The 26710-nt window shown below is 42.5% G+C and carries 17 protein-coding genes and 3 pseudogenes; 11 read left to right on the top strand and 9 right to left on the bottom strand.

What is annotated here, in order from left to right; all coding sequences use genetic code 11:
• Positions 1–219 precede the first annotated feature (219 nt).
• The 3 genes from AACL30_RS14330 (at position 220) to AACL30_RS14320 (ending at position 10920) form a co-directional block, all read left to right on the top strand.
• Complete coding sequence (locus AACL30_RS14330) at positions 220–8310, top strand: neuraminidase-like domain-containing protein (RefSeq protein ID WP_339057080.1); 8091 nt, start codon at positions 220–222, stop codon at positions 8308–8310.
• Between the two features lie 136 nt (positions 8311–8446).
• Complete coding sequence (locus AACL30_RS14325) at positions 8447–10309, top strand: ankyrin repeat domain-containing protein (RefSeq protein ID WP_339057079.1); 1863 nt, start codon at positions 8447–8449, stop codon at positions 10307–10309.
• Between the two features lie 101 nt (positions 10310–10410).
• Complete coding sequence (locus AACL30_RS14320; RefSeq protein WP_339057078.1) at positions 10411–10920, top strand: DNA-3-methyladenine glycosylase; 510 nt, start codon at positions 10411–10413, stop codon at positions 10918–10920.
• A gap of 150 nt (positions 10921–11070) precedes the next feature.
• Here the strand turns inward: AACL30_RS14320 and AACL30_RS14315 are convergent, their stop codons facing one another.
• Positions 11071–11745 carry a helix-turn-helix transcriptional regulator gene (locus AACL30_RS14315; RefSeq protein WP_339057077.1) on the bottom strand — a complete coding sequence of 225 codons (675 nt, stop codon included), beginning with the start codon at positions 11743–11745 and terminating at the stop codon, positions 11071–11073.
• Between the two features lie 143 nt (positions 11746–11888).
• Here AACL30_RS14315 and AACL30_RS14310 point away from each other — a divergent pair, with 143 nt between their 5' ends.
• Positions 11889–13193, top strand: coding sequence for a cytosine permease (locus AACL30_RS14310; protein WP_339057076.1), 1305 nt, complete (start codon positions 11889–11891; stop codon positions 13191–13193).
• 26 nt (positions 13194–13219) lie between these two features.
• On the opposite strand, the gene AACL30_RS14305 is transcribed toward AACL30_RS14310, so the two are convergent.
• The 3 genes and pseudogenes from AACL30_RS14305 to AACL30_RS14295 all read right to left on the bottom strand — a co-directional run bounded on the left by AACL30_RS14305 (position 13220) and on the right by AACL30_RS14295 (position 15659).
• The gene (locus AACL30_RS14305; RefSeq protein WP_339057075.1) at positions 13220–14107 is read right to left on the bottom strand and encodes a nitrilase-related carbon-nitrogen hydrolase; all 888 of its coding nucleotides are present in this window, start codon (positions 14105–14107) and stop codon (positions 13220–13222) included.
• A gap of 268 nt (positions 14108–14375) precedes the next feature.
• Positions 14376–15264: pseudogene (locus AACL30_RS14300) on the bottom strand (tyrosine-type recombinase/integrase).
• Between the two features lie 113 nt (positions 15265–15377).
• The gene (locus AACL30_RS14295; RefSeq protein WP_339057073.1) at positions 15378–15659 is read right to left on the bottom strand and encodes a hypothetical protein; all 282 of its coding nucleotides are present in this window, start codon (positions 15657–15659) and stop codon (positions 15378–15380) included.
• 58 nt (positions 15660–15717) lie between these two features.
• On the opposite strand from AACL30_RS14295, the gene AACL30_RS14290 reads away from it, so the two are divergent.
• The 4 genes and pseudogenes from AACL30_RS14290 (at position 15718) to AACL30_RS14275 (ending at position 17275) form a co-directional block, all read left to right on the top strand.
• On the top strand, positions 15718–16182 hold the full coding sequence (locus tag AACL30_RS14290) for a hypothetical protein (protein WP_339057072.1): 465 nt from the start codon (positions 15718–15720) through the stop codon (positions 16180–16182).
• Positions 16183–16218: 36 nt separating this feature from the next.
• A pseudogene (locus tag AACL30_RS14285) lies at positions 16219–16554 on the top strand (ATP-binding cassette domain-containing protein); the annotation flags it as partial.
• 92 nt (positions 16555–16646) lie between these two features.
• A complete protein-coding gene (locus tag AACL30_RS14280) occupies positions 16647–16892 on the top strand; it encodes a type II toxin-antitoxin system Phd/YefM family antitoxin (RefSeq protein ID WP_339057071.1) in 246 nt (81 codons plus the stop codon).
• Positions 16889–17275 carry a type II toxin-antitoxin system VapC family toxin gene (locus tag AACL30_RS14275; protein WP_339057070.1) on the top strand — a complete coding sequence of 129 codons (387 nt, stop codon included), beginning with the start codon at positions 16889–16891 and terminating at the stop codon, positions 17273–17275. The genes AACL30_RS14280 and AACL30_RS14275 overlap by 4 nt, the downstream gene beginning before the upstream one ends.
• Before the next feature lie 158 nt (positions 17276–17433).
• Here AACL30_RS14275 and AACL30_RS14270 read toward each other — a convergent pair.
• The 3 genes and pseudogenes from AACL30_RS14270 to AACL30_RS14260 form a co-directional block, all read right to left on the bottom strand.
• Positions 17434–18246: pseudogene (locus tag AACL30_RS14270) on the bottom strand (IS5 family transposase); the annotation flags it as partial.
• 23 nt (positions 18247–18269) lie between these two features.
• Positions 18270–19232, bottom strand: coding sequence for an IS110 family transposase (locus tag AACL30_RS14265; protein WP_339056657.1), 963 nt, complete (start codon positions 19230–19232; stop codon positions 18270–18272).
• A 187-nt stretch (positions 19233–19419) separates the two neighbouring features.
• Entirely contained in the window at positions 19420–19575 is a 156-nt protein-coding gene (locus AACL30_RS14260; RefSeq protein WP_339057069.1) for a hypothetical protein, read from the bottom strand.
• 241 nt (positions 19576–19816) lie between these two features.
• Here AACL30_RS14260 and AACL30_RS14255 point away from each other — a divergent pair, with 241 nt between their 5' ends.
• Complete coding sequence (locus AACL30_RS14255; RefSeq protein WP_339057068.1) at positions 19817–24094, top strand: hypothetical protein; 4278 nt, start codon at positions 19817–19819, stop codon at positions 24092–24094.
• Here AACL30_RS14255 and AACL30_RS14250 read toward each other — a convergent pair.
• Positions 24091–24354: a hypothetical protein gene (locus AACL30_RS14250; protein ID WP_339057067.1), complete on the bottom strand. Its 264-nt coding sequence runs from the start codon at positions 24352–24354 to the stop codon at positions 24091–24093. The two genes, AACL30_RS14255 and AACL30_RS14250, sit on opposite strands and share 4 nt — an antisense overlap.
• A 4-nt stretch (positions 24355–24358) precedes the next feature.
• Positions 24359–24550, bottom strand: coding sequence for a hypothetical protein (locus tag AACL30_RS14245; RefSeq protein WP_339057066.1), 192 nt, complete (start codon positions 24548–24550; stop codon positions 24359–24361).
• On the opposite strand from AACL30_RS14245, the gene istA reads away from it, so the two are divergent.
• Together istA and istB are read left to right on the top strand one after the other, a co-directional pair.
• Entirely contained in the window at positions 24549–25727 is a 1179-nt protein-coding gene (istA, locus tag AACL30_RS14240) for an IS21 family transposase (RefSeq protein WP_339056344.1), read from the top strand. The genes AACL30_RS14245 and istA overlap by 2 nt on opposite strands.
• A complete protein-coding gene (gene istB / locus AACL30_RS14235; RefSeq protein WP_339058365.1) occupies positions 25724–26521 on the top strand; it encodes an IS21-like element helper ATPase IstB in 798 nt (265 codons plus the stop codon). Before istA ends, istB begins: the two co-directional genes overlap by 4 nt.
• Positions 26522–26710: the final 189 nt, after the last annotated feature.

The following is a 26710-nucleotide window of genomic DNA, read 5'->3' as shown; positions in this document are numbered from 1 at the left end:
ATCCTCTGTCATGTGCTATCTGTACACTCCTGAAATTCGCTTGATTGCCGCCTTGCCGTAACTCGAAATTCATTGGGTATAGACTTCTTGCATATTAAAAATTGGAAATAAAGCAATAATCATGCCAAAATAAAATATCATCCAACTTATTGGTAATTATTAGACTTTTTTCAATACCTCATCGGTTTTGCCAAAAGTCTATTTTAACAAGGTACCATTGTGAAACGCTCACCTCCCCAACCAACAATAACCACTACCCTCAAAAATATTTACTTAAACTATGTGCCAGACTCCTTTATTTCTTTTTTACCGCCTTACCATTCTATTTTTGATAACACAATAACCAGCGATAACATTTTTAATGCGCTGGTGGATAATCAAGAATTTAAAAAAATCTGTACGGCAGGAGCCTGGCATCAAAAAGCCGAAAATATTTATCAAGATATCCTCAACGCACGAACACTTTTGCTACGTCATTATTTAGATGCTCCGACTCAAACAGGAGCGCGTCGATTAAAGCGTGCTGCGGCAACCCAACAGCGCCCATTAACCTATCAAGACTATTTTAATGAAGCGTCGAACCCATATTGCGATGCGGATGGCTTGGCGGCCAAAACCTCACCTTTTGCTTATTTAGTCGAAATTTATCGTTTTGCCATGCAAAAAATAGACGCTAAAAAAAGCACGGAAACCCTGTTAAGCCGCCGCCCTGATTTGGCTGATTTATCATTAGATCCGGCAAATGCCTACACCGAAATACCGCTGTTACAGTTAGCCAACGAAATAATAGAAAACAAAATTGCCCAACATTTAACACTGGCAAAAACGGATATTGCCTTCATAGAAAAAAAATTGGCAGAAACACAGTATCCCTTTGATTTACCTTTTCATCGTCCTTGGCAACAAATCACTGATCGCTTGGCGCATACCCCATCTCCACAAGGGGGGCACTTTTCATTTAGTCAACTGATCTATCAGATTGATCTTTGTTTTAACAACAGCAATATCACCAATGTATTACAAGCCTATACCGCTTTAAGCCCAGCACAATTACAACTATTGCGCGAGCCAGAATCAACAAAAGCGAGAGCAGATACGCAAAAAAAATATGGTGTGGAAGGGCTGCGGTTATTAAAAAATAGTGCGACCTTATATGCTCAAACCCACTTAAACGCCGATAAGCTGACCCAAATATTTTGCTTAGCCCCTTTCACTCCCAAGCGCTCAGCCTTATTAACCGCCACAGAAGCACTCACGCCTGAGCAATATGGGGCGGTGTATATTAATGCCGGTGAAAGAGAAGCTATGTCATTTAATAATGATAAAACCTCGATAGAACTTTTATCACTCACCCGCTCTGATCGCCTGAGCCGTTTTATTCGTTTACAAAAATGGAGCGGGTTAGCTTATGACAAATTAGATTGTTTGATTAGATTAACCGCCGCCGATAAATCAGCACCGGCGACCATAATCGCTGAAGATACCATGCGAGCGCTGGGACTTTTTCGCTATTTACAACAAACTTATGCCATCGATATAGATGTTTTTTTAGCCTTGATCGGGGAGATCAATGCCTATGCTATCGGTGAGGAAAGTTCACTGCTCGATCGTCTTTTGATCTCTCGACAGCCTTTAGATGATAAGCAAATATTCAACTACAGCGCCACCGATGGCACTGATGCAAAAATAATCCAACAACTGGCTACCGCATTCGCGCTGACAGAGCAGGAGTTACGTCTGCTCGCTGAGCAAGTACACAGGATCCAGGGAGCGCAGCAAATACCGGTTTTAGCCGACAATACGCTTAATTACTCGCTAGCGGTTATTTCTGCGCTCTATCGGCTGAGCATCGTTTCACGCTGGATGAACTATAGCCTTCCTCAGGGCTTACTATTAATGAAGCACATTAAAGTGCAGCAATCTACCTTGCTAGACATCATGGCTCGTGCAGTACCTGGCACTGAAGCCATTGAAGCGATTTTTAGCTATATAAAAACCGCCGAACAATTACAGCACTTACAACTGCCAGTAGAAACCGTGCATGTATTGGCGGTATTGCGCGGTGAAGCACAAGACACATTAGAAGCGCCGGTGACAGAAAAAATTATCGCCTTGGCTCGCGAGCTGGCATCAATAGATCCTCAGCGTAGTAGCGGCACACAGGAAAATGCCATCATCACTGTATTGAATAAATATTTAGCCCTGACGCCCGAGATGTTACGCCCCCTACTGCTGCTGATCGGCAGTAATAGCGCCACTTTATCGCTATTAGCACATCAAGCTCAGGCTGAAACCCCACCCACCACAAAAAATTGGCTCACTTTTGCGCAATGGATCTACAAGCTAACGCTAGCCAATTTATTGATCCAGCAACAACAAATTGATGCGAGCACATTAACCCTATTAGCGCAGACACTCCGCCAAAAAACCGAGTGGTTGCAATTGGCAAACTTAGTCGCGCTACAAAATTATATGAAGTGGCGTGCTGAGCGTGCTAAAAGTGATGACGATCTGCGCGCTTATTTCGATCCACAAAATCCCGCCAAAAATAAAAAAACCTTGCTTGCACGCTTGCTAGAGTGGGATGAACAAGAGCTCACGCAGGCGATAAAGGCACAATCCATCGACACAACAGAAACTTCTACACTGACATTGCTTACCTTCTCACAGCTGCTATCCGTGCGTAATCTGTTACAAAAAACAAAACTCTCGATCAACACCTTGCAAAAAATAGCCACTGTCTATGATCCAATGCGCTTTGAAGATCACCAAGCGCTGGCCGATAGGGTACTGAGCGCCGTGCCTCCAAACGCGATGATGGACGATCACGCACAGGAAAAATGGCGCGACGCCTTGGTGACTTATTATCTCGGTCAAAGGGTTGCTCAGCCTGCCACTGAAGGCGCTACCGCTGTCTCAACGCCAAAAGATCCGGATCAGTTATATCAGCATTTATTAATTGATAATCAAGTCTCTCATCAAATTAAAACCAGCCGGATAGCACAGGCCATCGCCAGTGTGCAGCAATACATTAATAGCAGTCTAGCTGAGCCTAGAGTGAGCACGAGCCTGTTATCTCATGCCGATCAAACCTATTGGCGCACCATTTTAAGTGAATATGCCCTCTGGGTTGCCAATATAGAGATACAAATTTATCCGCAAAATTACCTTGATCCGCATTTACGATCCAACAAATCGCGTTTATTTTCTGCTTTAGAGACACAACTTAATCAAAGTGAAATTAATGATCTTAGCGTACAGGAAGCGATACTAGGCTATTTAAATGAATTTGAACAAATCGCCAATTTAAAAGTGATCAGCGGTTATCTCTCTTCAGAGAGCGCTGAAAAAGCTGATTGTTATTTAATCGGTAAAACCCGCCTTGATCCGGCACAATATTATTGGCGTACTTTTCGGCTGGCCGATCTCAATCAACAGAACAACACCCTTAATCCCACCGCTTGGTGTGAGTGGCAAAAAATAGCGTTACCACTGAGCAGTGCGGTCAGTCAAAGTATCCGCCCGGTATTTTTTAATAATCGTTTGCATATCGCTTGGCTAGAAACGGATGAAGTGAAAGAAGCCGATGAAGACAATGGCAATACACTGCTAACGAAACAACGTTTGAGTATTAAAACCGCTTACAAACGCTATGATGACAGCTGGAGTGCACCCCATACTTGGCTCAGCGAAACCAAAGAGCACTTAAAACCATTGAAAGTGGGTGATACCTTTTATTATCAACTGACTTATCAGGCGACACAGGACATTAACGCTTTACAATTTACTTTGGGTACCCTACCTCAGGGAGTCACAAAAGATCCGCAAAAAGGGATTGAATATAATGATGAACATAGCACCCTTGATAGCAGTCGTAGCGATCTGGTGAAAAATAATTTTCATCCCTATTGGAAAAAAAACGAGGGAGACGAATCGGAGCAGGGTAACGAAAGGATTATTTTTTTAACAAAAGAACCCACCCAGCACACAGTAATAGAAATAAAAAAGGGTGAGAGGATGGTATTAAAAATACCGGTGATCCTCAACCAAGTAATCACCTTTGATAAATTAAATGCAGTAACAGTGGTGGTTACTGGGGAAAACTTTTTTATGAATGGGATGAAAATGGTGCCTCATTTTAAAAATCCCGAATTTCATTCTATTGTCTTTCATGATAATGCCAGTAAACCGAAAAATGTGTTTATCGGTATTTTTTTATCTGATAAGGGTAAAGCCGATTACCAAATTATGTTCGATAGCACTTATAACCTGATTAAAATAGACAATGATCACAGCGCTAATTATGCTAAAGCCAGTCATCAACTATTTAAAGACCATAAAATTTTACAGCATCAAATAAATTTCTATCGTTTTTTTATTCTCGCTGAAAAAATTACTGCTCAGACAAATAATGATGCTGTATTAGCAGCATTGATTAATATTAGTAAAGTCGAAATGATAGAAAATGAACAGGGAGAAACCGAAGCGCAGTTTTCATCACATGTTAATCAAGCAGCTAAACCCAATTCAACTTATACCCAACGCATTCGAATTTATCACGATGATAATAGTCAACCCTATTGGGAAACCGTCAGTGAAGAGACTGATAAAGAAAGTATTGGTTATCAATTTAAATTAATCCCCAATCAAAAAATATATCAATTTTTAATTGAACTGCAAGCAGATGGAAAACACGCAGAAAAAAAACTGCGTATCGAAGTCAATACAATTTTAGCCTCCGGCCAGACGCGGCTATCTAATATTTATATTGATGAAAATTATAATCCTGATTTTGGCACTACGGAATATCTTAATTTTGCGCATTCTGGATTACAAAAAAGCTATCAACCTATTCGGCTCAATACATTATTTGTTGAACAACTGATCAATCGAGCTAATATAAGTATTGATCATCTGCTTAATATGACCATTCAAACGGCACTATTAGAAGCGCCGTTATCATCAGGAAAACGTTTTGAAATTGAAAAAATAGAGATACTCCCGACTAAAAATAAAACCGGAGTCGGCGGTATCATCGCAAAATACATATTAATAAATCAAATTAAAATTTTGCCCAATGGACGTACCGGAAGTTTTTCTGTTAGGCTTATTCCTATTAATGCAGAATATTATGAAATAGATTCTATTATTGAATTAGAACTGCATTTTTTTGAAATAATAAGTTATTTCACTAGTTTTGAGCGCCTGTATGATGAAAAACTACGCTGGAGAATTAAAAAAATAAAAAACGACAGTTATCAAATCCTCTCTGGTAAAATTCCGGGTCATTTTCTACGACAAGATAAATTTTTTATTATGTTTAGTGGATTAGTGGTTTTAGAAAAACCCATTGAACCGGGTGATCGATTTACTAATTCCGAGAGAGTGAGTAAAAATTTAACAGCGGATGGGTATCAAGATCTGGCTGGTCTTTATTTGATAAAAGGGGATTCGACAGACATTGATCCCAATGTAAAAACATTAAATCAATACAGAATAAAAATAAGCTCAGGTCAAATACTTATCGATTATGGCAATAATGATAATCACGAAAAATATTTAAAAGTGGGAAAGATCAGCAATGAAAATAATACCAATTACAGCTGTAAAATTAAACGTTATTCTGATATTAACCATATTTGGGAGGTGGTAAAAGAAGAAACAGGTAACACCGCCCTAAATTACCACTTTCCTTTAAATCCTCATCAAAAAATATATCAATTTCAAGTAGAGATTTCGGATGGAAAAAATAGCGGATATCGACAACTTGATCTGCAAATTGATACCGTTTTAAAATCTGCCAAAGAACGCCTTTCTTATCTTAGTCTCCCTAAAAAGAGTAATATTATTCAGGACACACAAAGAAATCACTATATTAAAAATATACTCGCCAATATAGATAAATCGCTCCAAGATCCATCATCAACCTCTGATGAAACCGGTAGCATCGTTGAGCAAAAAAATGATCCGCAACCGATCGATTTTGATGGCGCCAATGGGCTCTATTTTTGGGAATTATTTTTTTATATTCCGTGGTTGATCGCCCAGCGCCTTAATGCTGAACAACATTATCAACAGGCTGAAAAGTGGCTGTGGTATATTTTTGATCCTTTAGCCATCGAACAAGAAATATCGCCTGCTAGCGCCTATTGGCGTGTACGACCTTTGGATAACGCCATCAATCAAGTTGATCACCAAATTATCAAGCCTTGTTATCTCAGCGATACCTCTGATCCTCATCGGCTGGCGCTAAATAACCCCCGCCATTATTGTAAGGCGCTTTTTTTAGCTTATATTAAAAACCTGATTGATCAGGCCGATGGATGCTATCGGCAATTAACGCGAGAAAGTTTAGAAAGGGCTAAACAGCTTTATTTTCAAGCCTTGAATTTGTTAGGTCAGCGGCCGAAAGCGCTTGAGGGGAACCACTGGCAAACTATCTTATTAAAAGATACCCTCACCCCAGCGGTGACACCCAGGTTATTACAATTAGAACAACAAGAAAGCCATCTTATTACCCCAAACCTAACATCGTCACCGCAGCCTTGTAGCACCACGTTAAGCGCTGCTTTGTTTAAATTGCCATTAAACAAGCAGCTGCTAAATCAATATTGGGATCCCATCGAAAATCGTCTGTACAATTTACGTCATAATTTAACGCTGGATGGTAAACCCTTATATTTACCGTTGTTCACTCGCACATTAGACAGCAGATCACCATTAGCATGGTGTGAAGAACAAAACCTGGGATCCACTTCCACCCAAGATTTGAGCAGCATCCCACATTATCGCTTTCAATTTGTGTTATCCCATGCTCAGCAAGGGGTAGAAATGTTAATACAATACGGCCATAGCTTATTGTCTATATTGGAGCGTCAAGATCAAAATGGGCTAGAACAGCTGCAACACACGCAATTATTAGCATTATCAGATTTCGCTTTAACCTTGCAGCAACAGGCGATTAACAGTGCCGAAGAGGCATTAGCCAATTTACAACTGAGTCGTCAAAGCGCGCAAAAACGTTACCAACACTATAAAAAGTTATACGAACAAAATATTTCTGCACTGGAAATGGCCAGTTTGACCGCCCGCGGGGCGGCAAGCGCCCTAGAGTTGACGACTATCCCTGTCACTCTCTCCGCCGCCATTGTTAAGATGCTACCCAGGATATATGGAGCGGCAGTAGGGGGCGGCGATCCGGCAGCATCGATAGAAGCGGTTGCTATTAATGCGACGAAAACATCACAGATGTTAATTCAAGGGGCGACGCTCAGTGAACTGTCGGCGGGATACCAACGACGCCGTGAAGAATGGCAGTTACTTTATCAGCTGGCGGAGAAAGAAGATCAGCAGATCAGCGGCCAGATAGCAATGCAAAAAATACACATTGAATCCGCTAAAACACAGCTCCAACAGGTTAAATTACAACAACAGCATATTCAGGCTACCTTGCGGTGGCTTAGCACCCGCTTTAATAACAGCAATTTATATCAATGGCTCAGCGGCCAACTCGCTACGCTTTTTTTACAAGTTTACGATGCCGTGATCGCGCTTTGTCTCACCACTCAGGCGGCTTGTCGCTATGAAATCGGCGATGACAGTATTGACCTTATTCAACCCGAGGTTTGGCATGATCGTTATCGTGGTTTGCTCGCTGGTGAAACGTTAAAATTGAATTTACTGCATCTTGAACAGCTTTATTTAAGTCGTAATGAACGCAGTATGGCGATCAGCAAAACCATTTCTTTGCAAACCTTGCTGGGCGATGAGTGGCAAACTCAGCTGACGGCACTTAAAGAAACAGGTGAGATCACTTTTTCGCTCAACCAAGCTTCGTTTGATAAGGATTATCCCGGTCATTATTTACGGCAAATTGCCTGGGTTTCCGTTTCGCTACCGGCGATAATCGGCCCTTATCAGGATATCCGTGCCATCCTGATGCAAACGGCTAACAGCTTGATGATCGAAGCCGATCCGAGTGCGGTTAAACAGTTACTGACCCCTACTCCTGGAACCCATCATGTTAAGATCAAGCAAGATCGCCGTGTTAACCAACAAATCGCACTCTCGAGCAGTTTAGATGATAGCGGTCTGTTTACCTTAAATTTTAACGATGATCGTTATTTACCTTTTGAAGGCACCGGCGCGATTTCAACCTGGATCTTAACCTTTCCTCTCCATGACAGTGATGAGCAACAAGCCATGTTAGCCAACCTCACTGATGTCATTATCCATCTGCGTTACACAGCTAAAGACGGCGGCCTGACATTTAGACAGGAGGTGATTTCTCAACTCAACGCATTACAATAAAAAAATGGGCGTCAATGGTTATCAACATTGGCGCTTTTCATCCTAACTCGGTGAAATAAACAGCAGTATTCTTTACCTATTGCCGGTCAGCAGGTTCGCTTCTACGCTTTTCATTAAACCCCCACTGAGGATTAAAATGATGAACAAGAATTTGGCTGATCATTACATTACTTTGTTTGACGATATTCGGGCGGGTAAAACAGATGCATTAGCAACACATTATGCTGGTGGGGGCAAAGGAGTGCAGAGAAAAGGCCAGACCCTGTTAATGTGTGCTATCGAGGCGAATAACAGTGCCGCGGTTGATATGATATTAGCCACTTCCGCCGGTCAATGGGGATTAAATAATCTGGTTGACCGGCAGGGTAATACCGCGCTGCATTACGCCTATGCTGCCAGTAATCAACAGTTCGTCGAGCGTCTGCTGGCCAAAGTGAGCGAAGCTACCCTCCAGCGCCGTAATATCGCCGGTCAATTGCCGGAAGACGGTGCAGTCATACAGACGCCGGTTATTGCTCAGGAGATTGCTACAGTCACTCCCCCTGCTTTGCCCACTTCACCGGCCAGTGGATTGAACTTTTTACTGGCACAAGATGATCTTAGCAATCGTATTAGTCATCTTTATCACGACCATAATTTATCTCCTGTAAGTTCTCGAAACTTTTTTAACGGACTCAAAAAACGCTATAAATTTGAAGTAGATAGAAATGCTGCAACAACTCAATGGATAGAGGATTTTATGTGGTTCTCCGCTGACGGCAAGTATGCTTTTCGCCCTCAGACATCCTTTGTTGATGAAGCTGGTATCAGGCCATTCTGGAATTTTATATCTGCACTAAGCCCGGACATCCCTGGGGCGGAAGAAGAAGGGCATCATTCTTTTAATGTTCATCCCAATCATCATGATCAAGGTAAAAAGTCAAATTCACAGTGGACGGCGCTGACTCCGGGTAAACTGGAAAAAGCCGATGAAATGGCAGCGGAATTAGGCATGGAAATAATCAAAACATTATCCGTCATTGAGGGAGGAAATATGCTGACGGGTCATCGCGCTGATGGTCGACCTTACGTAATCATCGGACGGGATGCAGTATTGCAAACAACCTTTATCAATAAACAGACTTATAGTGACGCTTTAGTCGATGATAAACTGAAAACATTTACACCCAAAGACGATGCCATCCATCGTATGAGTATCATGCTGAAAGCAGGAGGTTTCATCGATAAATCTCTTACTGAAGACGAAATAAAGAAAACTACCCGCCGTTTCCTGGCGATGAATGAAATTTCTAAGGATATCATCGCTGATGAATTGAATGTAAAAATTGAAGATTTAATCATTATTAGCCAGCCAGATTTCCATATTGACATGTATTTGCGCCCGCTGAAAGATGGGCGTGTACTGGTACACGATGATGAAGAAAGTCAAAAATTCATACGGCAGGTATTAGATGGTGATCAGAGTGGCCAATTAACCGAGTATCAAAAAGAAGGGTTGGAACGAACCTGGCTTGATTTGGGATCATTAAAGCAAGAAAGTAAAAAAGTGACTGAATTAATTCATCATCAGCTGGAAAAGGCTGGTTTGCAGGCAGTCAAAACCCCCGGTGTTTTTATGATACTAGGGGGACCAGGGCTGCCAATAAATTTTTTAAATGGCATCATGGGTACCAGTCCATCAGGTGAAATGTTCTATCTCACCAACGGCTCCAGTATTGAGCCGTTAAATCAGGCTTTTTCTGCATGGATACAAGAGAAGCAACCCGGACTCGAGACCCATTTTATTGACTCGGGGAATGCAGAAAGTATGTTGAGAAGTAAAGGTGGTCTTGACTGTATCACCCTTCATCATGGCACAGAAAATCTGGCTCAACAGATGGCGGCCTTTCCTGAGGGGCGTGTAAGTGTATCCTCTACATCGGCTCCAATAGCAGAAAAAACAGTAGCGCAATTGGCATCATACAGTAATAGTCTAGACAGCTCTGTGCGTGTTGCTTAATGATGACTGAAGTTTTTATAGCTAGAGTATAAGAAAGGGATGGCTTCATTTTCGAACGCCATCCCTTTTAGGCTTATAGCCAAATCAACCGGCGCTAAATAATGAACAATATTATTTTACCCAGACTTTTCTATGCACGTGACACGCTTCATGTTGCAAAAGCGTTATTAGGAAAAAGATTAAAGTTCCATGATTATCACGGCATCATTACTGAAGTAGAAGCCTATATTGGACAGGACGATCCTGCCTGTCATGCCGCCAAAGGCTATACTCCTCGTACCGCTGTTATGTTTGGCGCGCCAGGATTTTCCTATGTTTATCTTATCTATGGTATGTACCACTGTCTAAACATTGTCACGGAAGAAGAAGGGTTTCCCGCCGCAGTGTTAATTCGTGGTCTGGATTTAGTGGAACCGTTTTATCGTGCTATCGATGGACCTGGTAAATTATGCAAAACATTAAATATTTCAAAGAAAAATAATCATTATGATCTCACTGAAAATCATGAATTTTGTATTTACCATTCTGATTCCTGTCCCCCCTATATCGAAACAGCAAGGATCGGTATCAAAAAAGGGCTTGATAAGCTCTGGCGGTTTAAAGTTATATAATTGAATATTAAAAAGTAACACTGAATGTTTTCCCCGATTGATACTGAAAAAACGCGCAGAGTTTAAACTATAGCCAAATCAGTTTAATTTGATTCTGCTATATTGAATCGGCAGGTAATGAAAAACACAGTAATGTCGTGATAATGCTCTCTAACTGAGAAATTTTACTTCAGGAAACAAAAATTGAGGGGGAACATAACAATCAAGCCCTTCGTGATGGCAGTATTCTCTTAAGTGTTTTATTGAATGGCATTTTATTTTCTCGTATATATCCTGCAATTTGTTTTCTATCGTCCTCGGAGAACGATACATTTTTCTCGCGACTTCTTTGCTAGTAAGCCCCTGTAATGTGAAAAATATCACCATCAATTCTTTTTTTGTAAACAACTCGTTAGGGGGTTCCAGCATCAACACCGAAGGGGTCAAGCCCGTAATATATCGCTGGAGGGAAAAAAGACTGAGTTTTTTTCCATGATAAATCGTCCCTATCAGTTCATCCCGCTCATTATAGTAAGGACGTTTTTCAAATAAATAGGGTTGGAGTTTATGTTCGCTATGATAAAAATGCGTTTGAATGACCGGTATCAATTTTTGGCCTTGCATAACGCGTTTATCATGTTCTTGCAGTTTTGGTGCGAGCTCTGCAACGGGGTGAGGCAACTGACTGTCCAACAGCCCTTCAATCTTAAAATTTTTGGGAAGATTTAAATAATCCAAATTATTTGCATAGATAAACTCTGATTTTAGATCTTTTATTCCCCAGGGATCTTCTTCGTGTTCTAAAAATGAAATCAGTGAACCTAACTCTTTTTTTACATCACCCACAAACCCCCCATCCATCTCAATATTATTAGAGAGAGCCTTATACTTTATGCGCCTCTTCTTAAGAACTGTGGGTATAGTACATAATTTTTAACTATAATTCATAATAAATAATAAATATTAAAAATGGATGGAGACAATAATAAATGAATAAAAAAAGTACAGCCGATGATGACTACGCGACTACCCGTGTACCTATGACAGCACGTTTCAGTTTTATGACGGTTACCTTGATCCGTATAGGGCAATGGACTTCATTATCTCAATTTATGTTAGGGGCAATGTTAGGGCATGCGATGACTTTTGAGCAGGCCATGTTGGCGACGGTGTTAGGGAGCTTATTGTTAGAGTTTCTTAGTTTTGGACTGGGATTGGCGGGGGCGCGTGAAGGGTTATCTATCAGTTTGTTATCACGTTGGTGTGGGTTTGGACGATGTGGATCGGCGTTGATCGGGATCATGATAGCCATCAGTCTGCTGGGTTGGTTTGGTATACAGAATGCTATTTTAGCTAACAGCCTAGATTACGCGCTGAATAAACGGCTAGGCTTTGGTTGGTCTGCCGCCTTGGCCGGTATAACACTAACTTTGCTGGTCGCTCTTGGCTTTCGTGCCTTAAACTGGACAGCAAAAGTGTCCGTCCCTCTCTTTTCTTTAGTGATTGGTTGGATCTCGCTGGAATTAATGCAAAACCACAATATGTCCGATCTAATGACCAGTGTTCCTACTGGTGTAGCACTTAGCTTGGGGGCGGCAGTAACCGCTGTTACAGGCGGCTGCATGACAGGGGCATTTACCACCCCAGACATCAGTCGCTATTGCCAAAATGGAAGGCATGTCTTCTGGATGACGGTGATTTCTATTATCGTCGGAGAATTTATTGTTAACGGTATCGCAATCTTGATTGCCCATGCACTTAATACCTCTGATGTGGTCACCATTATGGGACAAACCGCAGGCTGGATTGGGTTGCTTACCGTTATTCTTTCGGCGGTTAAAATTAATGATATAAATTTATATTCTTCTACACTGGGCATCGCCAGCGCAGTGGAAGGAGTGACGGGGAAGAAATGGCGCTACACCTGGCTAACCATTCTACTGGGCATAACGGGCACCACCCTCTCTGTTATGGGGATCCTGGAACAATTTACCCCGTTTCTTATTCTGCTAGGGGTCGTTTTCCCCCCAATTATCGGTGTAATGTTGGTTGATTATTATATTTTACGCACGAGCCGCGCCCTGCTTGATACCACACGTATTACTGAGACACTACCCGCCGCCGGATCCACACCATGGGTAAATTGGCTTGCCATTGCAGCCTGGATAATAGGCAGTCTAGTTGGACTCACTGTTGAATGGGGCATTCCATCGCTGAATTCATTATTGGTTGCCAGTGTTTTTTATTGGATCACCGGCAGCGTCAAAAAAATCTGCCATGATAAAAATCAATGAGCCGATAGCACAGGTACTAAATAAAATCATTCACATCCACCTGCATTAACAGGCCAGCAAGGACAGATTATATTTATTTTTGGCGGATTTGTTTTTTCTGCTGTACTTTCAGAGAGAGAATATAGGTCTTTTCTTCGTTCCCTTAAATAAGGCACCTGTAATCTTGCTTTAGCCTGTAAATCAAGATCAACATCGACAAACATAAGCGCTTCACCCTTTTCTGAAGCTAATTTCAATTGTTGTCCACGGGGACCCATCAGCTGACTTCCCCCAAATAAGGTTATATCGCCTTCCTGCCCCCAACGATTGACCGCAATTAAATGAATACCATTTTCTAATGCACGGCTGGCACAATTGATATGCCAGATATCTTTGCTTTTTAAAGGCCATGCAGACGGGACAAAAATCAATTCTGCTTCTTTTAGCACAAAAAGCCGAGCCAGTTCAGGAAATCCGGCATCATGACAAATCATCACACCAATACGGCAAGTGGGTGTCTTAAATAGGGGGCAATGATTACCAGGGCTAAACCATTTTTTTTCATCTCCAGCTAAATGAACTTTACGAAATGTGCCCTCCCAGGTTCCCGTGTTATCAGGTAGCCAAACACCCGCAGAATTGTAAATTTTTCCCGCTGCCTCTCCACGTTCAACAAACCCACAAATAATTGTTAAATCCAGTTTTTTTGCTAACTCGCTGAACAGCTTATCGGTTACTCCCCCTTGTAATTCACTCAGTGTCCATAATTCTGTACCTAGTACATCAGGAGAATATCCAGTGGTGGCTAATTCTGGAAAACAAATAAACTTAGCCTGACCCTGTGCCGCCTTGAAACATAACTGCTCAAGATGCCGCAAATTTTCTTCTTTTTTACCCATTAATGCATTGGTTTGTGCCAAGGCTATAGTGATCATTATGAATAATCTTATTCCTGTAGTAAGCGTCAATTACCGCAATTGGATCCGACGTGCCAAAAGTACGAAAATCAGCGTTAAACCATTTTCAACAAATATAACAGCTTTTGCTTTGGTAGATTTTGTATAGCTACTGTGTTTTATTTACAATAAAAATCAATAAATTAAAATACAGAAGTCACAATCAATCGAAATCAGGTCAAAATGCCGAGCAAAGTATTTCGTATCCTAACATCTTACTTGATAACCTAAAAACCATAAATTGATATTAGATTTCATCCCACTCACTCCCTCTGCTATCACGGTATTTATCTGTCATAGTGGAGGATTTATGCCCCAGCAATTTTTGTGCAAAGTCCTTACCTCTGGCTTTACTGTGTAGCCTCGCGGATAAACTTCTTATTTCGTGAAATGAGGGCGGTGTACCTTGCCATGTCAAGCCTGATTTTTTTCTTGAATTTGTAAAACCTATCGAGAGAGAGCGGACTGAAGCAGGTTTTATTCTTTCCCACAAAGATATAATTTTCACTCTTTATTTGTCGCCGGCATTCATTAAGAACACCTTCAAGGCTCTTACCAATCACTTCCAGACTCAAGGTTAAGGGTATCGCCAATTTCATTCCTGTTTTTTGTTGCTTTATCCACCATTTACCATCATAAATATCGTGCCACCGCATCCGTTGGATATCTCCCACTCTTTGACCTGTGAGCAAGGCTAAATCCATACTCAGCGCTACCCACGGCTGCCGTTTGTTTGCCATCCCTAAATCTTCAAGTGATAAGCGTTCACGCTGTACCTGTACACGAGGGCTTTTTGTCGCTGTAGCCGGATTGGTCGCCAAATGCCCTTCTGCAATAGCCTCGTTAAACATATCGATCAACAAGCTGCGGATTAATTTGGCGGTGGAGGTTTTACCTTGATCGCTGTAACTGTTTATAAATTCAGCAATCTCTTTGGTGGTAAGAGTATTCAGCGTTTTATCAGCAAAAGCATGGGTAATGGCTGCTAATCTTGATTGGTAGTCTGCAAGTGTCTTAGGACGAAGGCCACGTTGATGCAATTTTTCTTTAAATCGGGTTATCCATTCTATCACTGACAGCGTGTTAACCTTGTTGATTCTGTCTACCAGGCTATGGCGCTGGTCAAAAATCTGCATATTCATTGCAACGGCTTCGTTGTTTGTGAAAACTGACATTCTCCATCACAATAACGGCATTATGGGGTATCTTAGGCAACAAATCCTGATTAATCCAGGCATGAAAAATATCGCTATCGATATTGCACTGGAAAGCAGGTGAGTAGAACGGCACCTTGCACTACGCGGTCTCGAATAGTGGGAATACTTAACATCCTGGATTGCCCTCCAGCTTTCGGTATCGCCCGTTTCCGATTCCTCAATGGGTAGTAGGTCTTGGAGAGTAAATCCTTCCTGATGGATTCAAGAAAGTTGTCTACCCCTGCGGATTCAATTTCTTCAAAGGTCACACCATCTACTCCTGGTGCCCCCTTGTTTTCTTTCGCCAGCTTATAGGAGGTACGCAACGTTTCCATCTTACCAACATGAACATAAATCCCCCAAAACCGCCAAGACTTATCAGCCTTCGCTTTGATGTATATCTTCCTTCTCAGGTTTATCTATGTATTTGGTAGTGGCAGTGCATTGTTTTCTATTTGGCAAGCATCGCAAAGTAAAAATATTATCCATAATAAAAATGGCGATAGCGAAAATAGTTTGTTATTGAGCATGAATAAAATCATCTTTAAAAAAAATGCTCCTCATCAGCCTAATTTATTAGATGAACTTTCTACTGACATTACCGGGACTCGCACTCAACGCCTTTCATTTATTATGAGCTGTAGTAATGTTGCTACATTAATTGGATTATTAGGAACCTTTGCCGGTTTATCAGTAACTATCGGCTCTACAGAGCGACCTCATTCAGGCAGGTATTGTTATGGCAAAACCCCCTGGGAAACTTGGATTGCATCAACAGAGTTAGTAAAAGAAAAACAACTCGATAATTTATTTAAACCATCGGACAGTCAGATTCATCTGACAAATTCCATGGCTTAGCTTGTGTCTGTCAGGTTAAGTTTGAGCTACTACAGTTTAACTAACTGTAATTTTGTCTTACAGCATCCGATGGGACTGCGTTTCCCGGTCAATTTTATGGCGCGAAATCTCTCTTCAGGGCAGCAACAGCAGCTCTTACTCGCACGTAGCCTCAGTAGCAGTGCCAGTATTTTTTTATGGGATGAGCCCACCTCAAACATTGACGAAAATACCGAGCGAAAAATTTTTGAAAACCTGGATGCTTTTATTAATGCTAAAACGCTGCTGATGGTGACGCATAGACGCAACCTAATAAAATATTTTGATCGGGTACTGGTGATGAAAAATGGGCGCGTTATCCGTGATTGTTCGCCAGAGAAATTGCTGTCGTAGTTAACTCGCTTGATAAGTAATAGGCTTATGGCGCTTGATTTTTTATTTTAGCCAGACTAGACTAAGCACTTATTTTTATAAGGAGATTTGTTATGCATACTGTCAATATGCTAGAAGCCAAATCAAATTTATCTCGTTTGATTAAAATCTTAGAGTACAGAAAGGAACGTGAAATCATCATTGCTCGAAATGGTAGACCTGTGGCAAAGCTCGTATCAATGGAAACATTAACTCATGATCAGCGTATTGGTGTAGCAAAAGGCGCCTTTGAAGTTCCGGATAATATTGATGCCTATGATGAAGAGGTTGCTAAATTGTTTCTTGGTGGCACATTTTGAATTTGCTGCTTGATACTCACATAGCGTTATGGGCGATTACCGATAACCCTAAACTTTCAACCAAAGCGCGTGAGATGCTTTTGGCACCACGTAGTATTGTATGGGTTAGTACAGTGAATATATGGGAAATTGCCATCAAACATAGCCTTGGCAGAGAAATGATGCCGATATCAGGCCAAGAAGCCGTACAATATTTTCGACGAGCAGGTTATCAATTTCTTTCTATTCATCCAGAACATGCTGCACTTGTGGAAAATTTAACAAATCATCATCAAGATCCATTTGATCGTCTCTTAGTCGCTCAAGCACTTGCTGAACCGATGCGACTGTTAACACATGATGCAACGGTAGCACGGTACAGTGATACTATTATTTTGGTTTGATGAATTATATGGAAACCCTGAAGAACCGATAATGAATGCTATATTTTGAGCTAATAGCGTTAATTCTTGACGTCATGTAATAAAAAAGGAAATTAATGCACTCTTTTTTTACGGTATAAGAGACGGCGGATACACTTTTTTTCAGTATCAATGGAAAATCAGGGGTTACAGAGCAGGATTTTTCTAGCGAGAAAGAGATTGGTCAAAGCAAATAAGCTGAATAACTGCGCGGTATTTTTTGCCAAGCCTTTGTAACGCACTTTTCTAAAGTTGAACTGGCATTTTAATACACGGAAGGGGTGTTCTACTTTAGCCCGGATTTTCGCGTTGAGACTTTGCTGATGCCGATGTTTTTCCCATCCCTGCTGCTCCTGCTCGGGCAAGGCCAATACCCTCCGTCGGGGGATGTGCCAGGTGACCACGCGATGTTGATGTTCGCGGCGTCGCATCACGCCTTTATAACCGGCATCACCATGAACAACCTCTTCTTGGCCGTGAAGAAGGTGATGAACTTGCGTCACATCGGCTACATTCGCCGAGGTTCCCACCAGGGAATGCACCAGCCCCGTCTGTGCATCCACGCCAATATGCGCTTTCATGCCAAAGTAGCACTGATTGCCTTTACGGGTGGCTTTCATGTCTGGCTCACGAGTATTTTGCCGGTTTTGAGTTGAACTGGGTGCATCAATAATCGTAGCATCGACAATGCTACCCCGTTTGATAAATAGCTGAAGCGAAGCTAAATGCGTATTAATTTCTTCAAACAGCGCTTCGCTTAAATGATGTTTTTCCAACCAATGACGAAAATGCAGGATAGTGGGATCGGAGGGAATCGCATCGACGGAGACACCGGTAAATTGACGTAATAAGGGGATGTCGTATAACGCTTCTTCCATCGATAAATCAGCATAATTAAACCCATTCTGTAAAAAATAAATCCGCAGCATCACTTCTAACGGTTTCGCCGGTCTGCCGCCTTTAGATACCGTCTTGCCTACGTCTTTGCAAGCGCTATTTTTTCATCAAAAGGGACGCCTGATTTCAGCACGCCATACGCCAGTTGAAGTAATTTGCGCATTGCAGCACAGACGCCTATTTTTCCTCCTTTATTGCGTTTTACCAACCGTTCCCATTGAGACTTTATTATTGGGTTATAAGTGATTGAGGTAAGGGCTGGCATGTATAGTGCTTTTCTGAGTTCTGTACACCCGATTTTTGAGAGACGGCTTCGTCCTTTAAATACGCCTGATTCGCACAGTTTCGGATTAAGCCCTGCGTAGGCTACCACTTGCTTGCTGCTAGTGAATTTTGATACATCACCGACAAACGCCAATAAAGTGGCACTCAATATTTCGCCTATACCGGGAATACTTTCCAAGAGCTGCTTATTTTTTTTCAGCTCGGGGGAGTCATTGATATGCTGTTTAATTTTTTGTTTTATCTCGCGTATTTGCTTTTCTAATGCACAGATACTTTCTGTCAAAAAAGGCTGGACGATTTCATCTGCGCCCTCTTTTCGGTTATATTCCATCTGTTTCATTTCGACTAAATGATTAAGACGACGTATCAGTGCAGTAAGCTGACGTTCATTTAACGGGGCGGGAAACCAGCGTGCGGGTGAATAAAGCGCGCAATAACGGGCAATCATCTTCGCATCCCCTTGGTCCGTTTTATTACGACTCAGCTCACTTTGAGCAAAGGCATGAATGCGGGCGGGGTTTTCCACACTGACCTCAACCCCGTTATCCACCAAAAAAGTGGCCAGTGGCAGACTGTAATGGCTGGTTGCTTCCAGACAAATGTGGCAGTCACCGTAAGGAAGTAGCCACTTCAGCAAGTCGCTAAAACCGGAGGGGGTATTATCAAACACTTTTGTTTTGTATTTTTTTCTTTCAATCCAGACAGCCACATCGAACTTTAATTTTGCTATATCAATACCGACGGGGGTTTTGTCCATCAGAGACACTCCAGACATGACAGTAAAAATCAGAGAATTCGCCAAGATCATCCTTATAAATAGGTGCTCGAAGCACAAGATACCGTTCGGTCTTGAAGGCGATGATGAATATGTCACCGGGGTTTTATCTATTCAACAAGCTTTAAGCTTAAGGACTTACCCAAACTCACCGGTGACATCGCGATGATCAGTCGGGGAGCATCAACCTTTGAAAGCTAATGATCAAGATATAAGGACTTGCCTTGGGGTAATGACGACTGAGTTTGGCCAGAATCTTTTCCCAGGGAACTATCCTATTCATTTGCGCTAAAAAGTCGCCTCGTCTCGTCGATTTCGTTTTCATTTCACTATTAACCTAAAAAAATTATTGCTAACAGAATAGACTACTTTTAGCGGTTTTTCAGGGTTTCCATATAGCCGAATCAGTTTAATTTGATTCAAGACGGAGGAGCGCAGACAGTACAAATAGTACGGCAAGCGACGACAACACAGAATCAAATTAAACTGATTTGGCTATACACATTTTTTACAGGTATATTCCGTGAGGTATCATGTAATATCAATCTTTGGGAAGGAACCCGAAAATGAACCCGACAATACCTCATTCGTCAGATCGCAGTCAAAGCGCTGACCCTATACAGCGCGCCGAAAAACTAAGCTCTGATCATAATAAAGACATTCAGCCAGATGAAACCCCTCTCCCCATTGTTATCGACAGTGCGCTGTTATGGGCGCAGTACTGTTTATTTTTTGATGCCACTAAATTAGCGCTATGTCCTATCGATAGCGCAGAAAGGAAAGCCTCAGTTGAGTTGGCGATCAAAAAACAGATTAAGCATTGGTTAGGTCTAGAGGATAAAACCTTAAATGAAATGGCATTGGAGCAATTATACGATGAAGCATTGCATTCAGTGGAAACCCTTTTTGACTGGGGCGATGATACGCCGGTCGCACGCTGGAACAAATGGAATACTCGGTTAAAAACCCTGATTGCGCTCCGTGCCGCTTTGCTAAAATTTTATGGTCATCATTGCCCGGTTGTCCGGCAAAGGGTAGCCGATGAAGGGGGTTTGGCAACCGATGCCGACAAAACACTACAAGAAAATTTTTTCCGCGCCCTGTCTCACGCCAGTTTTGATTTGGTTTATATTCAGTTTGCCAGGCGCGCTGTAATCGATCATTTTGATCTCACACTGACAAAGAAAAAACTGACCGGCGCTATGCAAATTTTTGCCGTGGTGAATCAAGCTGGAGGATTAGTGATCCCATGCGATTTTTTTCGTCATCTTGAGATGGCTAATCTCAGTGCATTACAACAACGGTATTTTGATTTTGCCGCGTTACTGGATTATTACCTATTAAAAAGGGATTGGTTCCTAGCAGATTTTTATAGCACCGCCGCAGTGGTACCGCTGCAAGATTTGCGTCAGCATTTTTTATCGCGTTTAGCAGAAGAAATCACCCTGCAACAAATTTTTGATAGCCTGTTACATCCCTTAGCCCCCGATATCGCTAAAATCAGGTACGACACCTTCGCTTTTGTTAACGCTAAGGGAAAAGATTTTAGCTATTTTACTCACCAGGCGATGGCAATAGCACAACAGCGAGGAATAAAACTCGCCCCTGAAGTGATTATTAATGCGCTAAAAAAATATTTCCATTCACTCGGCGAGTCCTGTCAGTTCCCTATCGGCAGTGTGGCACAGTCTTTACATTCTATTTGTCTGCGTTATGACGGTGTCTTTGGCCAGGACGCCTTGACGCCGCCTCTGACGTTAAAAAAACTCAAGCAACGCCTCGATGAGCATGAGCGTCGTTGGGCGCAGCATGGCGCTGAAATGATGAAGCCTTCGATTATGGCGGGACTGCATTTAATGCATTCACGCGCTGTACATTTTGTTGATCGCCTTTGGGGCGCGCGTTTGTGGGATGAGAAAATAAAAACACAAATGGCGGAAATTATCGCTGAGGATGGCGAAGAATGGGGCGCCTGCCAGCTGCCGTTTGCCGATCCACAACAACCTGCCGCCGACGCTTTTCATGATTTTTTATCATTTCAACCGATTGATATAGAAAAAACCGCCTGTGTAAAAAATGTTGTGATCTACGGCGAAGGCAGCACACGTTTAGCAGCAAAACGTCAAAAAATACGGCTAATAAACCGAAAAATACAAAGCCTGCGGCAAAAATATTTGGCAGAAGAGTGGCTCATTAGCACCGGTGATTTGAAAAAAGATTTGACGGCAGCGGAGGGGTATTTTAAACAATCATTGCTCGCGGTACTTGAACCCACGCCTGCTGTTAATGCTGAACAGGTGGCATTAATCGCGCTGCAACGAATGCATCCCAAAGAGCCCATTACCTTTTTTACGGAAAGAACACAAACCTTAGCAAACTATATATATAAACCGGGAACACTCCATATTACTCATAGTGTTAATCGTATCGAGGTATTTTTAAATGATGCTAAATTTCCCCGTAGATTGAATTATTATCCGGAGGCGCAAAAAAAATTTAATCAGGTGATCGATGATTTTATTAAACATCATCAGGCGTGGATCCTGGCGCGCGCTTATGAAAATTTACGTCTTAAAGGTGGCCCCTTTGGTCTCTCTGATCATCAAGCTGAAATTCATCAGCTGATCAAAAGGATACTCGCCAATAAAATTCATCAAGAGCATCATTATGATGCTACGCAAATGGTGATAAGTTTTCTGCCTTTTATCGGCGCTGGTACTCTACTGCTGGAGGGGATCCGGCAGGATAATGTCATCAGCTTTTTATTGGGCGGCCTTTTTCTTTCTCTCGATACCATTGCTTTTTTTGCCAGTCCGCTACGTGCCACTCTGGGGGCGGGAGAGTTGATATCAGAGGCGGCTAGTCGCACAGAAGGTTTACAATCTCTGTATGAACAAACGCAGTTAAAAGCGGTAAGTCATGTGGTTCAACAACTGCATGTTGAAGATCAGGTTATTGAAAACATCATCAAAACCAATCAATTGCATCCTGATACCTTCAATATAGCACCAAGTCAGGATTTTTTGCGACACTCCCAGAGCAATACCGAATTAGCAAAAAACATCATTAGCCCCCCGCGTGCCGATTTTTTTTCCGAACCTTTGGAGCACCCCCCTCATTTCACTACCAACCCCTCTGCCGTTAATCCAGGGTCTGATGGCCATCAATTTAATATCGTCGATGACATTGACCGTCAATTCGAGCCTACTGTTATCAATGAAGATCCTGTGGTCAACTTCACCAAAAAAGTGATGGATATAGAAGATCTGGCAGTGAGAGATGTACAAAATCGGATCAAAACGGTTTTCCATTATCACAGTGATCTACCGGTGTTAGTAGCCGATACCCTGCGTGCCAATATCGCCCAGCTGTTAGAGCTGGCGGCGCAACATAGCAGTATTTTTCGGCGGTTATTGCGAATAAAAGAAAGATCAGGTTCACCTGCTATTTTATTTAACTTATCCGATAGTCACCTGTATCCACGTGCTTATCCTAAATTGCCTTCTAGCGAAGCGTTGACAGTAATAGCGCTAGAAGACTGTAAACAAAAGAGAAAAAACGCTTATATTGCTGCGTTAAAAGCCGCTAATAGCGGCATCAGTAATGATGAAATCACTCAGGCGCTGCTCACGCCTGCCGCCCAAGCCCAAATAAATCAACTACCCGAATCGGATCTGATTAGAGCACAAGTCAAATTATTACAAGAAAAACATCAAGCCTTCACGATTGATATGTTACCTAACGATAGAATTAGTGCACTCAGTTATTTTTCAGCCGAGGGTGAACAGCCTTTTACCTTGTCTCAAGCGGTTTTTCATGAAGTTATTCATATGATGACGGGAATAAAAGATATTAGCAGTCAGGTTATTTCAGGTTTATCACCTGCGGCAAGAGGGGTTGGTCCGGTCGATCATTTGACCGATCTTATTTTGTTTGAGATAGGTGAAGATCTCCCTATTCGCGTTCTCTATGCTAGCGAAGAGTTGAGACAAAGCAGCCAAGATGCCAGAGCACGTTTAACTTTAATCAAACAAGCGGCTCAGCAAACTGAAGCGCAACAACGTGCCATTGCAACCGCCTTTAAAAATAGCTTGGAGCAAGCGACCATCGATAGCATTATTTTAGGTCAACCGATCCAACAAAGGACGACAGTAAAACAAGCCATCAACTTAACAAAGCAAAAAACCAGCATCTTAAGGCGCTACTACAGTGAGAGTACGAATAGGTTAGCCAAAGAAACTGATTTACAAGAAGTGCTCAACGGGCGGGTAGGGCTATTAAAAAATCTCAATCTGGGGGGATTGCCTGATCACTTGCGGCTCGCCTACCAAACTGACTTTAAATCGCTGTTGACAAAAAGTGAAATGATGATAAGTGACGCGCTGGTTTGGTGGAATAAAAGTAGGCTCGCCAGAATTCCATGGAAAATTCGTGTGGAACGAGTAGAAAATGCCATGGGAGAAAATTTTGAACCCATATCGATAAACCTGATTGATCAAGTGGTCGACGTACGCCATCATGACCAGCTAGTTTATTTATCCGAACGCGGCATAAAACCGTTAGAAACGTCAAGATTGGCGGCGTTAACCCTGCAAAAACTTTTTAATCACCCCTTTAATGAAACAATCAGCCAGATCCGGTACGACGAACGAGGCTGGGACGTTTTTCGCGTCAATCAAATATTCGCCCAGCTCGGGCGTCACAAACTCACTCCCCAGGTTTCATACCGTTTAATCAGTCATGAGCATCAATCAATTAAAGAACAGCTATTAGCCGTTAATCACCACGCCCGTCTTGCGGCTTGGAAGGAAGATGCGTTCTTAAATGGTCTCTTGTTGGATTAAGCCGTAAGCGCGGCCACAACGCGATTTTGATCCAATACGCTATCGTGTCGATTTTGGCTCAGAAGTTCATCATTTCCTTCACCAAATGCACCGATTGCCTGCCCAAGGAGCGCGGTATCAGGCGTTTTGTTTATACCCTTCGCCGTTGAAGCTGCCGTGTTGTTGATTAAAGGCGCGGCGACATCAAACATTCCGTCTGTCTGGCCACCCTGACTATCGCCTATAGATAATGGGATGGATAAACCGATGTCCCATGACAAAGCGTTATTTTTGTGGTTTTGTAAGATATGGATTATTTTTGCGCGGCTCTCGCCTTGCAAGGCTTGCTGATTTTCGGCGTACAGTGATACCTGTCAGCGCTAATGATAAAAGACCGTAAATTGCTAATTTAATTTGTCCACTCAAGCCAGAATGCAGTTTCCTTTGTGGTGACAAAGCCATGAGGGAAATAAGCATGCTAAGAAGAGAGGACCACTACATGATAAAACAACGCCATCAACAGGGGGCATTTATTGTTGATATTGCCCATCAGATAGGGTGTTCAGAAAAGACGGTGAGACGGCACATTAGCTATCCTGCGCCGCCAACAGCAAAACGCGGTAAAAAACAGGTTGCTAAACTCGAGCCCTTTAAAGACTACATCGATTCAAGGTTGAGTGAACAGGTTTGGAATGCGGCGGTTATTTTTGAGGAAATCCGTGAAAAAGGCTACCGGGGTGGGAGTGCGATGCTCCGACGTTATATACATCCCAAACGTCCGCTCAGGGCCTCGAAAAACACGGTACGCTTTGAAACCCTCCCCGGTTATCAACTTCAACACGATTGGGGAGAAATCATCGTTGAGGTGGCAGGCTCTGCCTGTACGGTTAATTTTGCCGTTAATACGCTCGGTTTTTCGCGTCGCTTTCATGTCTTTGCTGCCCCTAAGCAAGATGCTGAGCACACGTATGAATCGCTGGTTCGCAGCTTCAATTACTTCGGTGGCAGCGTAAAAAATGTCTTGGTAGATAACCAAAAAGCCGCTGTTATCAAACATGGACAAAATGGCCACATCGAGTTCAATGCGGGCTTCCTGCAACTGGCTAATCACTATGGGTTTAGCCCTCGCGCCTGTAAGCCTTATCGACCGCAAACGAAAGGCAAAACCGAACGGATGGTGGGCTATGTTAAACACAATTTTTTCACTCGCTACCGTCAGTTTGAGAGTTTCGCTCATGTTAATCAACTGCTAGCGATGTGGCTGGCGAAAGTGGCAGACCAGCGTCATCTTCGTCAATTCAAGCAGACACCGGAAAATCGTTTTGCTGAGGAAAAAATAGCCTTGATGCCACTCCCTGCGACTGATTTCGATACCAGCTACTTCGACCTACGACAAGTGGCATGGGACAGCTATATCGATGTCAGAGGTAATCGCTATAGCGTGCCTTCATTCTGGTGTGGTCGTGCGGTTAATATTCGTATCGGTTTAGATAATACGCTACGTATTTACGGCGATGAGCAACTGCTCGCGACGCATCTCTTGCAGGAGGTAACGCAGGGCTGGCAAAAGGTGCCAGAACATCATCAAGCCCTTTGGCAACAGGTCAATCGAGTAGCGTCTCGTTCGCTCAGTGTGTATGAGGAGCTACTCTGATGGAAATGGAAAACTTGTTGATACGGTTAAAAATGGATTACCTGGGCGATGCGTTGGAGAGTTTATGTGAAGAAGCCACCAAGAAAGCACTGAACTACCGTGAATTTCTCCAGCAGGCATTAGCCCAGGAATGGAACGGGCGTCACCAAAAAGGCTTGGAATCGCGGTTAAAACAAGCACGTTTGCCGTGGATAAAAACCTTGGAGCAATTTGACTTTACTTTCCAACCAAGTATAGACAGGAAAATTATCCGCGAGCTGGCGGGGCTGAGGTTTGTCGAACATCATGAAAACGTCATTTTGTTAGGCCCACCTGGGGTAGGGAAAACGCATTTGGCGATAGCGCTGGCTGTCAAGGCAGCTACAGCTGGGCATCGGGTATTGTTTATGCCTCTGGATAGACTCTGCTGTACCTTAATGAAGGCAAAGCAAGAAAACCGTCTGGAACGCCAACTTCAGCAACTGTGCTATGCCAGGGTATTAATACTGGATGAAATCGGGTATTTACCGATGAATCGCGAAGAAGCTAGCCTATTTTTCAGGTTATTGAGCCGTCGTTATGAAAAGGCGAGCATCATTCTCACATCAAATAAAAGTTTTACTGATTGGGGGGACGTATTCGGTGATCACATTTTAGCAACTGCGATTTTAGACAGGCTTTTACATCATTCAACCACATTGAATATTAAAGGAGAAAGCTATCGACTCAAAAATAAACGCAAAGCAGGCATGTTGCCTATAAAAACGACTGATATTATCCAGGCGCCTGGAATAGAAACCCAACAGGAAAATTAGCAAAAACTGGACATTTTAAAGTAGCAAAAAGTGGTCAATCTAAAGTAGCGTTGACATCCTGGTGATATTTATAGACAAAAACCTTGCGTCCCGAAGGATATATTCTTAATCCGAGTCGTCCTGCCCCCCTGGCCGCGGAAGCTTGCCATACATAATAGCTCTGCGTCTTAGATTTAATACCTTTAATTT

The sequence above is a fragment of the Candidatus Regiella endosymbiont of Tuberolachnus salignus genome, assembly GCF_964020115.1.
Lineage (GTDB): Bacteria > Pseudomonadota > Gammaproteobacteria > Enterobacterales > Enterobacteriaceae > Regiella > Regiella insecticola.
The sequence above is the reverse complement of the archived record's forward strand: the minus strand, read 5'-3'. Positions and strand labels throughout refer to the sequence as shown.

What these genes read in the sequence shown, in the direction of transcription:
- AACL30_RS14325 (WP_339057079.1), top strand. Translation starts at nt 8,447, where the DNA reads ATGATGAACAAGAATTTGGCTGATCATTACATTACTTTGTTTGACGAT.
- AACL30_RS14320 (WP_339057078.1), top strand. Translation starts at nt 10,411, where the DNA reads ATGAACAATATTATTTTACCCAGACTTTTCTATGCACGTGACACGCTT.
- AACL30_RS14310 (WP_339057076.1), top strand. Translation starts at nt 11,889, where the DNA reads ATGAATAAAAAAAGTACAGCCGATGATGACTACGCGACTACCCGTGTA.
- AACL30_RS14305 (WP_339057075.1), bottom strand. Translation starts at nt 14,107, where the DNA reads ATGATCACTATAGCCTTGGCACAAACCAATGCATTAATGGGTAAAAAA.
- AACL30_RS14295 (WP_339057073.1), bottom strand. Translation starts at nt 15,659, where the DNA reads ATGGAAACGTTGCGTACCTCCTATAAGCTGGCGAAAGAAAACAAGGGG.
- AACL30_RS14290 (WP_339057072.1), top strand. Translation starts at nt 15,718, where the DNA reads ATGTATATCTTCCTTCTCAGGTTTATCTATGTATTTGGTAGTGGCAGT.
- AACL30_RS14280 (WP_339057071.1), top strand. Translation starts at nt 16,647, where the DNA reads ATGCATACTGTCAATATGCTAGAAGCCAAATCAAATTTATCTCGTTTG.
- AACL30_RS14265 (WP_339056657.1), bottom strand. Translation starts at nt 19,232, where the DNA reads ATGGACAAAACCCCCGTCGGTATTGATATAGCAAAATTAAAGTTCGAT.
- AACL30_RS14260 (WP_339057069.1), bottom strand. Translation starts at nt 19,575, where the DNA reads ATGAAAACGAAATCGACGAGACGAGGCGACTTTTTAGCGCAAATGAAT.
- AACL30_RS14255 (WP_339057068.1), top strand. Translation starts at nt 19,817, where the DNA reads ATGAACCCGACAATACCTCATTCGTCAGATCGCAGTCAAAGCGCTGAC.
- istA (WP_339056344.1), top strand. Translation starts at nt 24,549, where the DNA reads ATGCTAAGAAGAGAGGACCACTACATGATAAAACAACGCCATCAACAG.
- AACL30_RS14245 (WP_339057066.1), bottom strand. Translation starts at nt 24,550, where the DNA reads ATGCTTATTTCCCTCATGGCTTTGTCACCACAAAGGAAACTGCATTCT.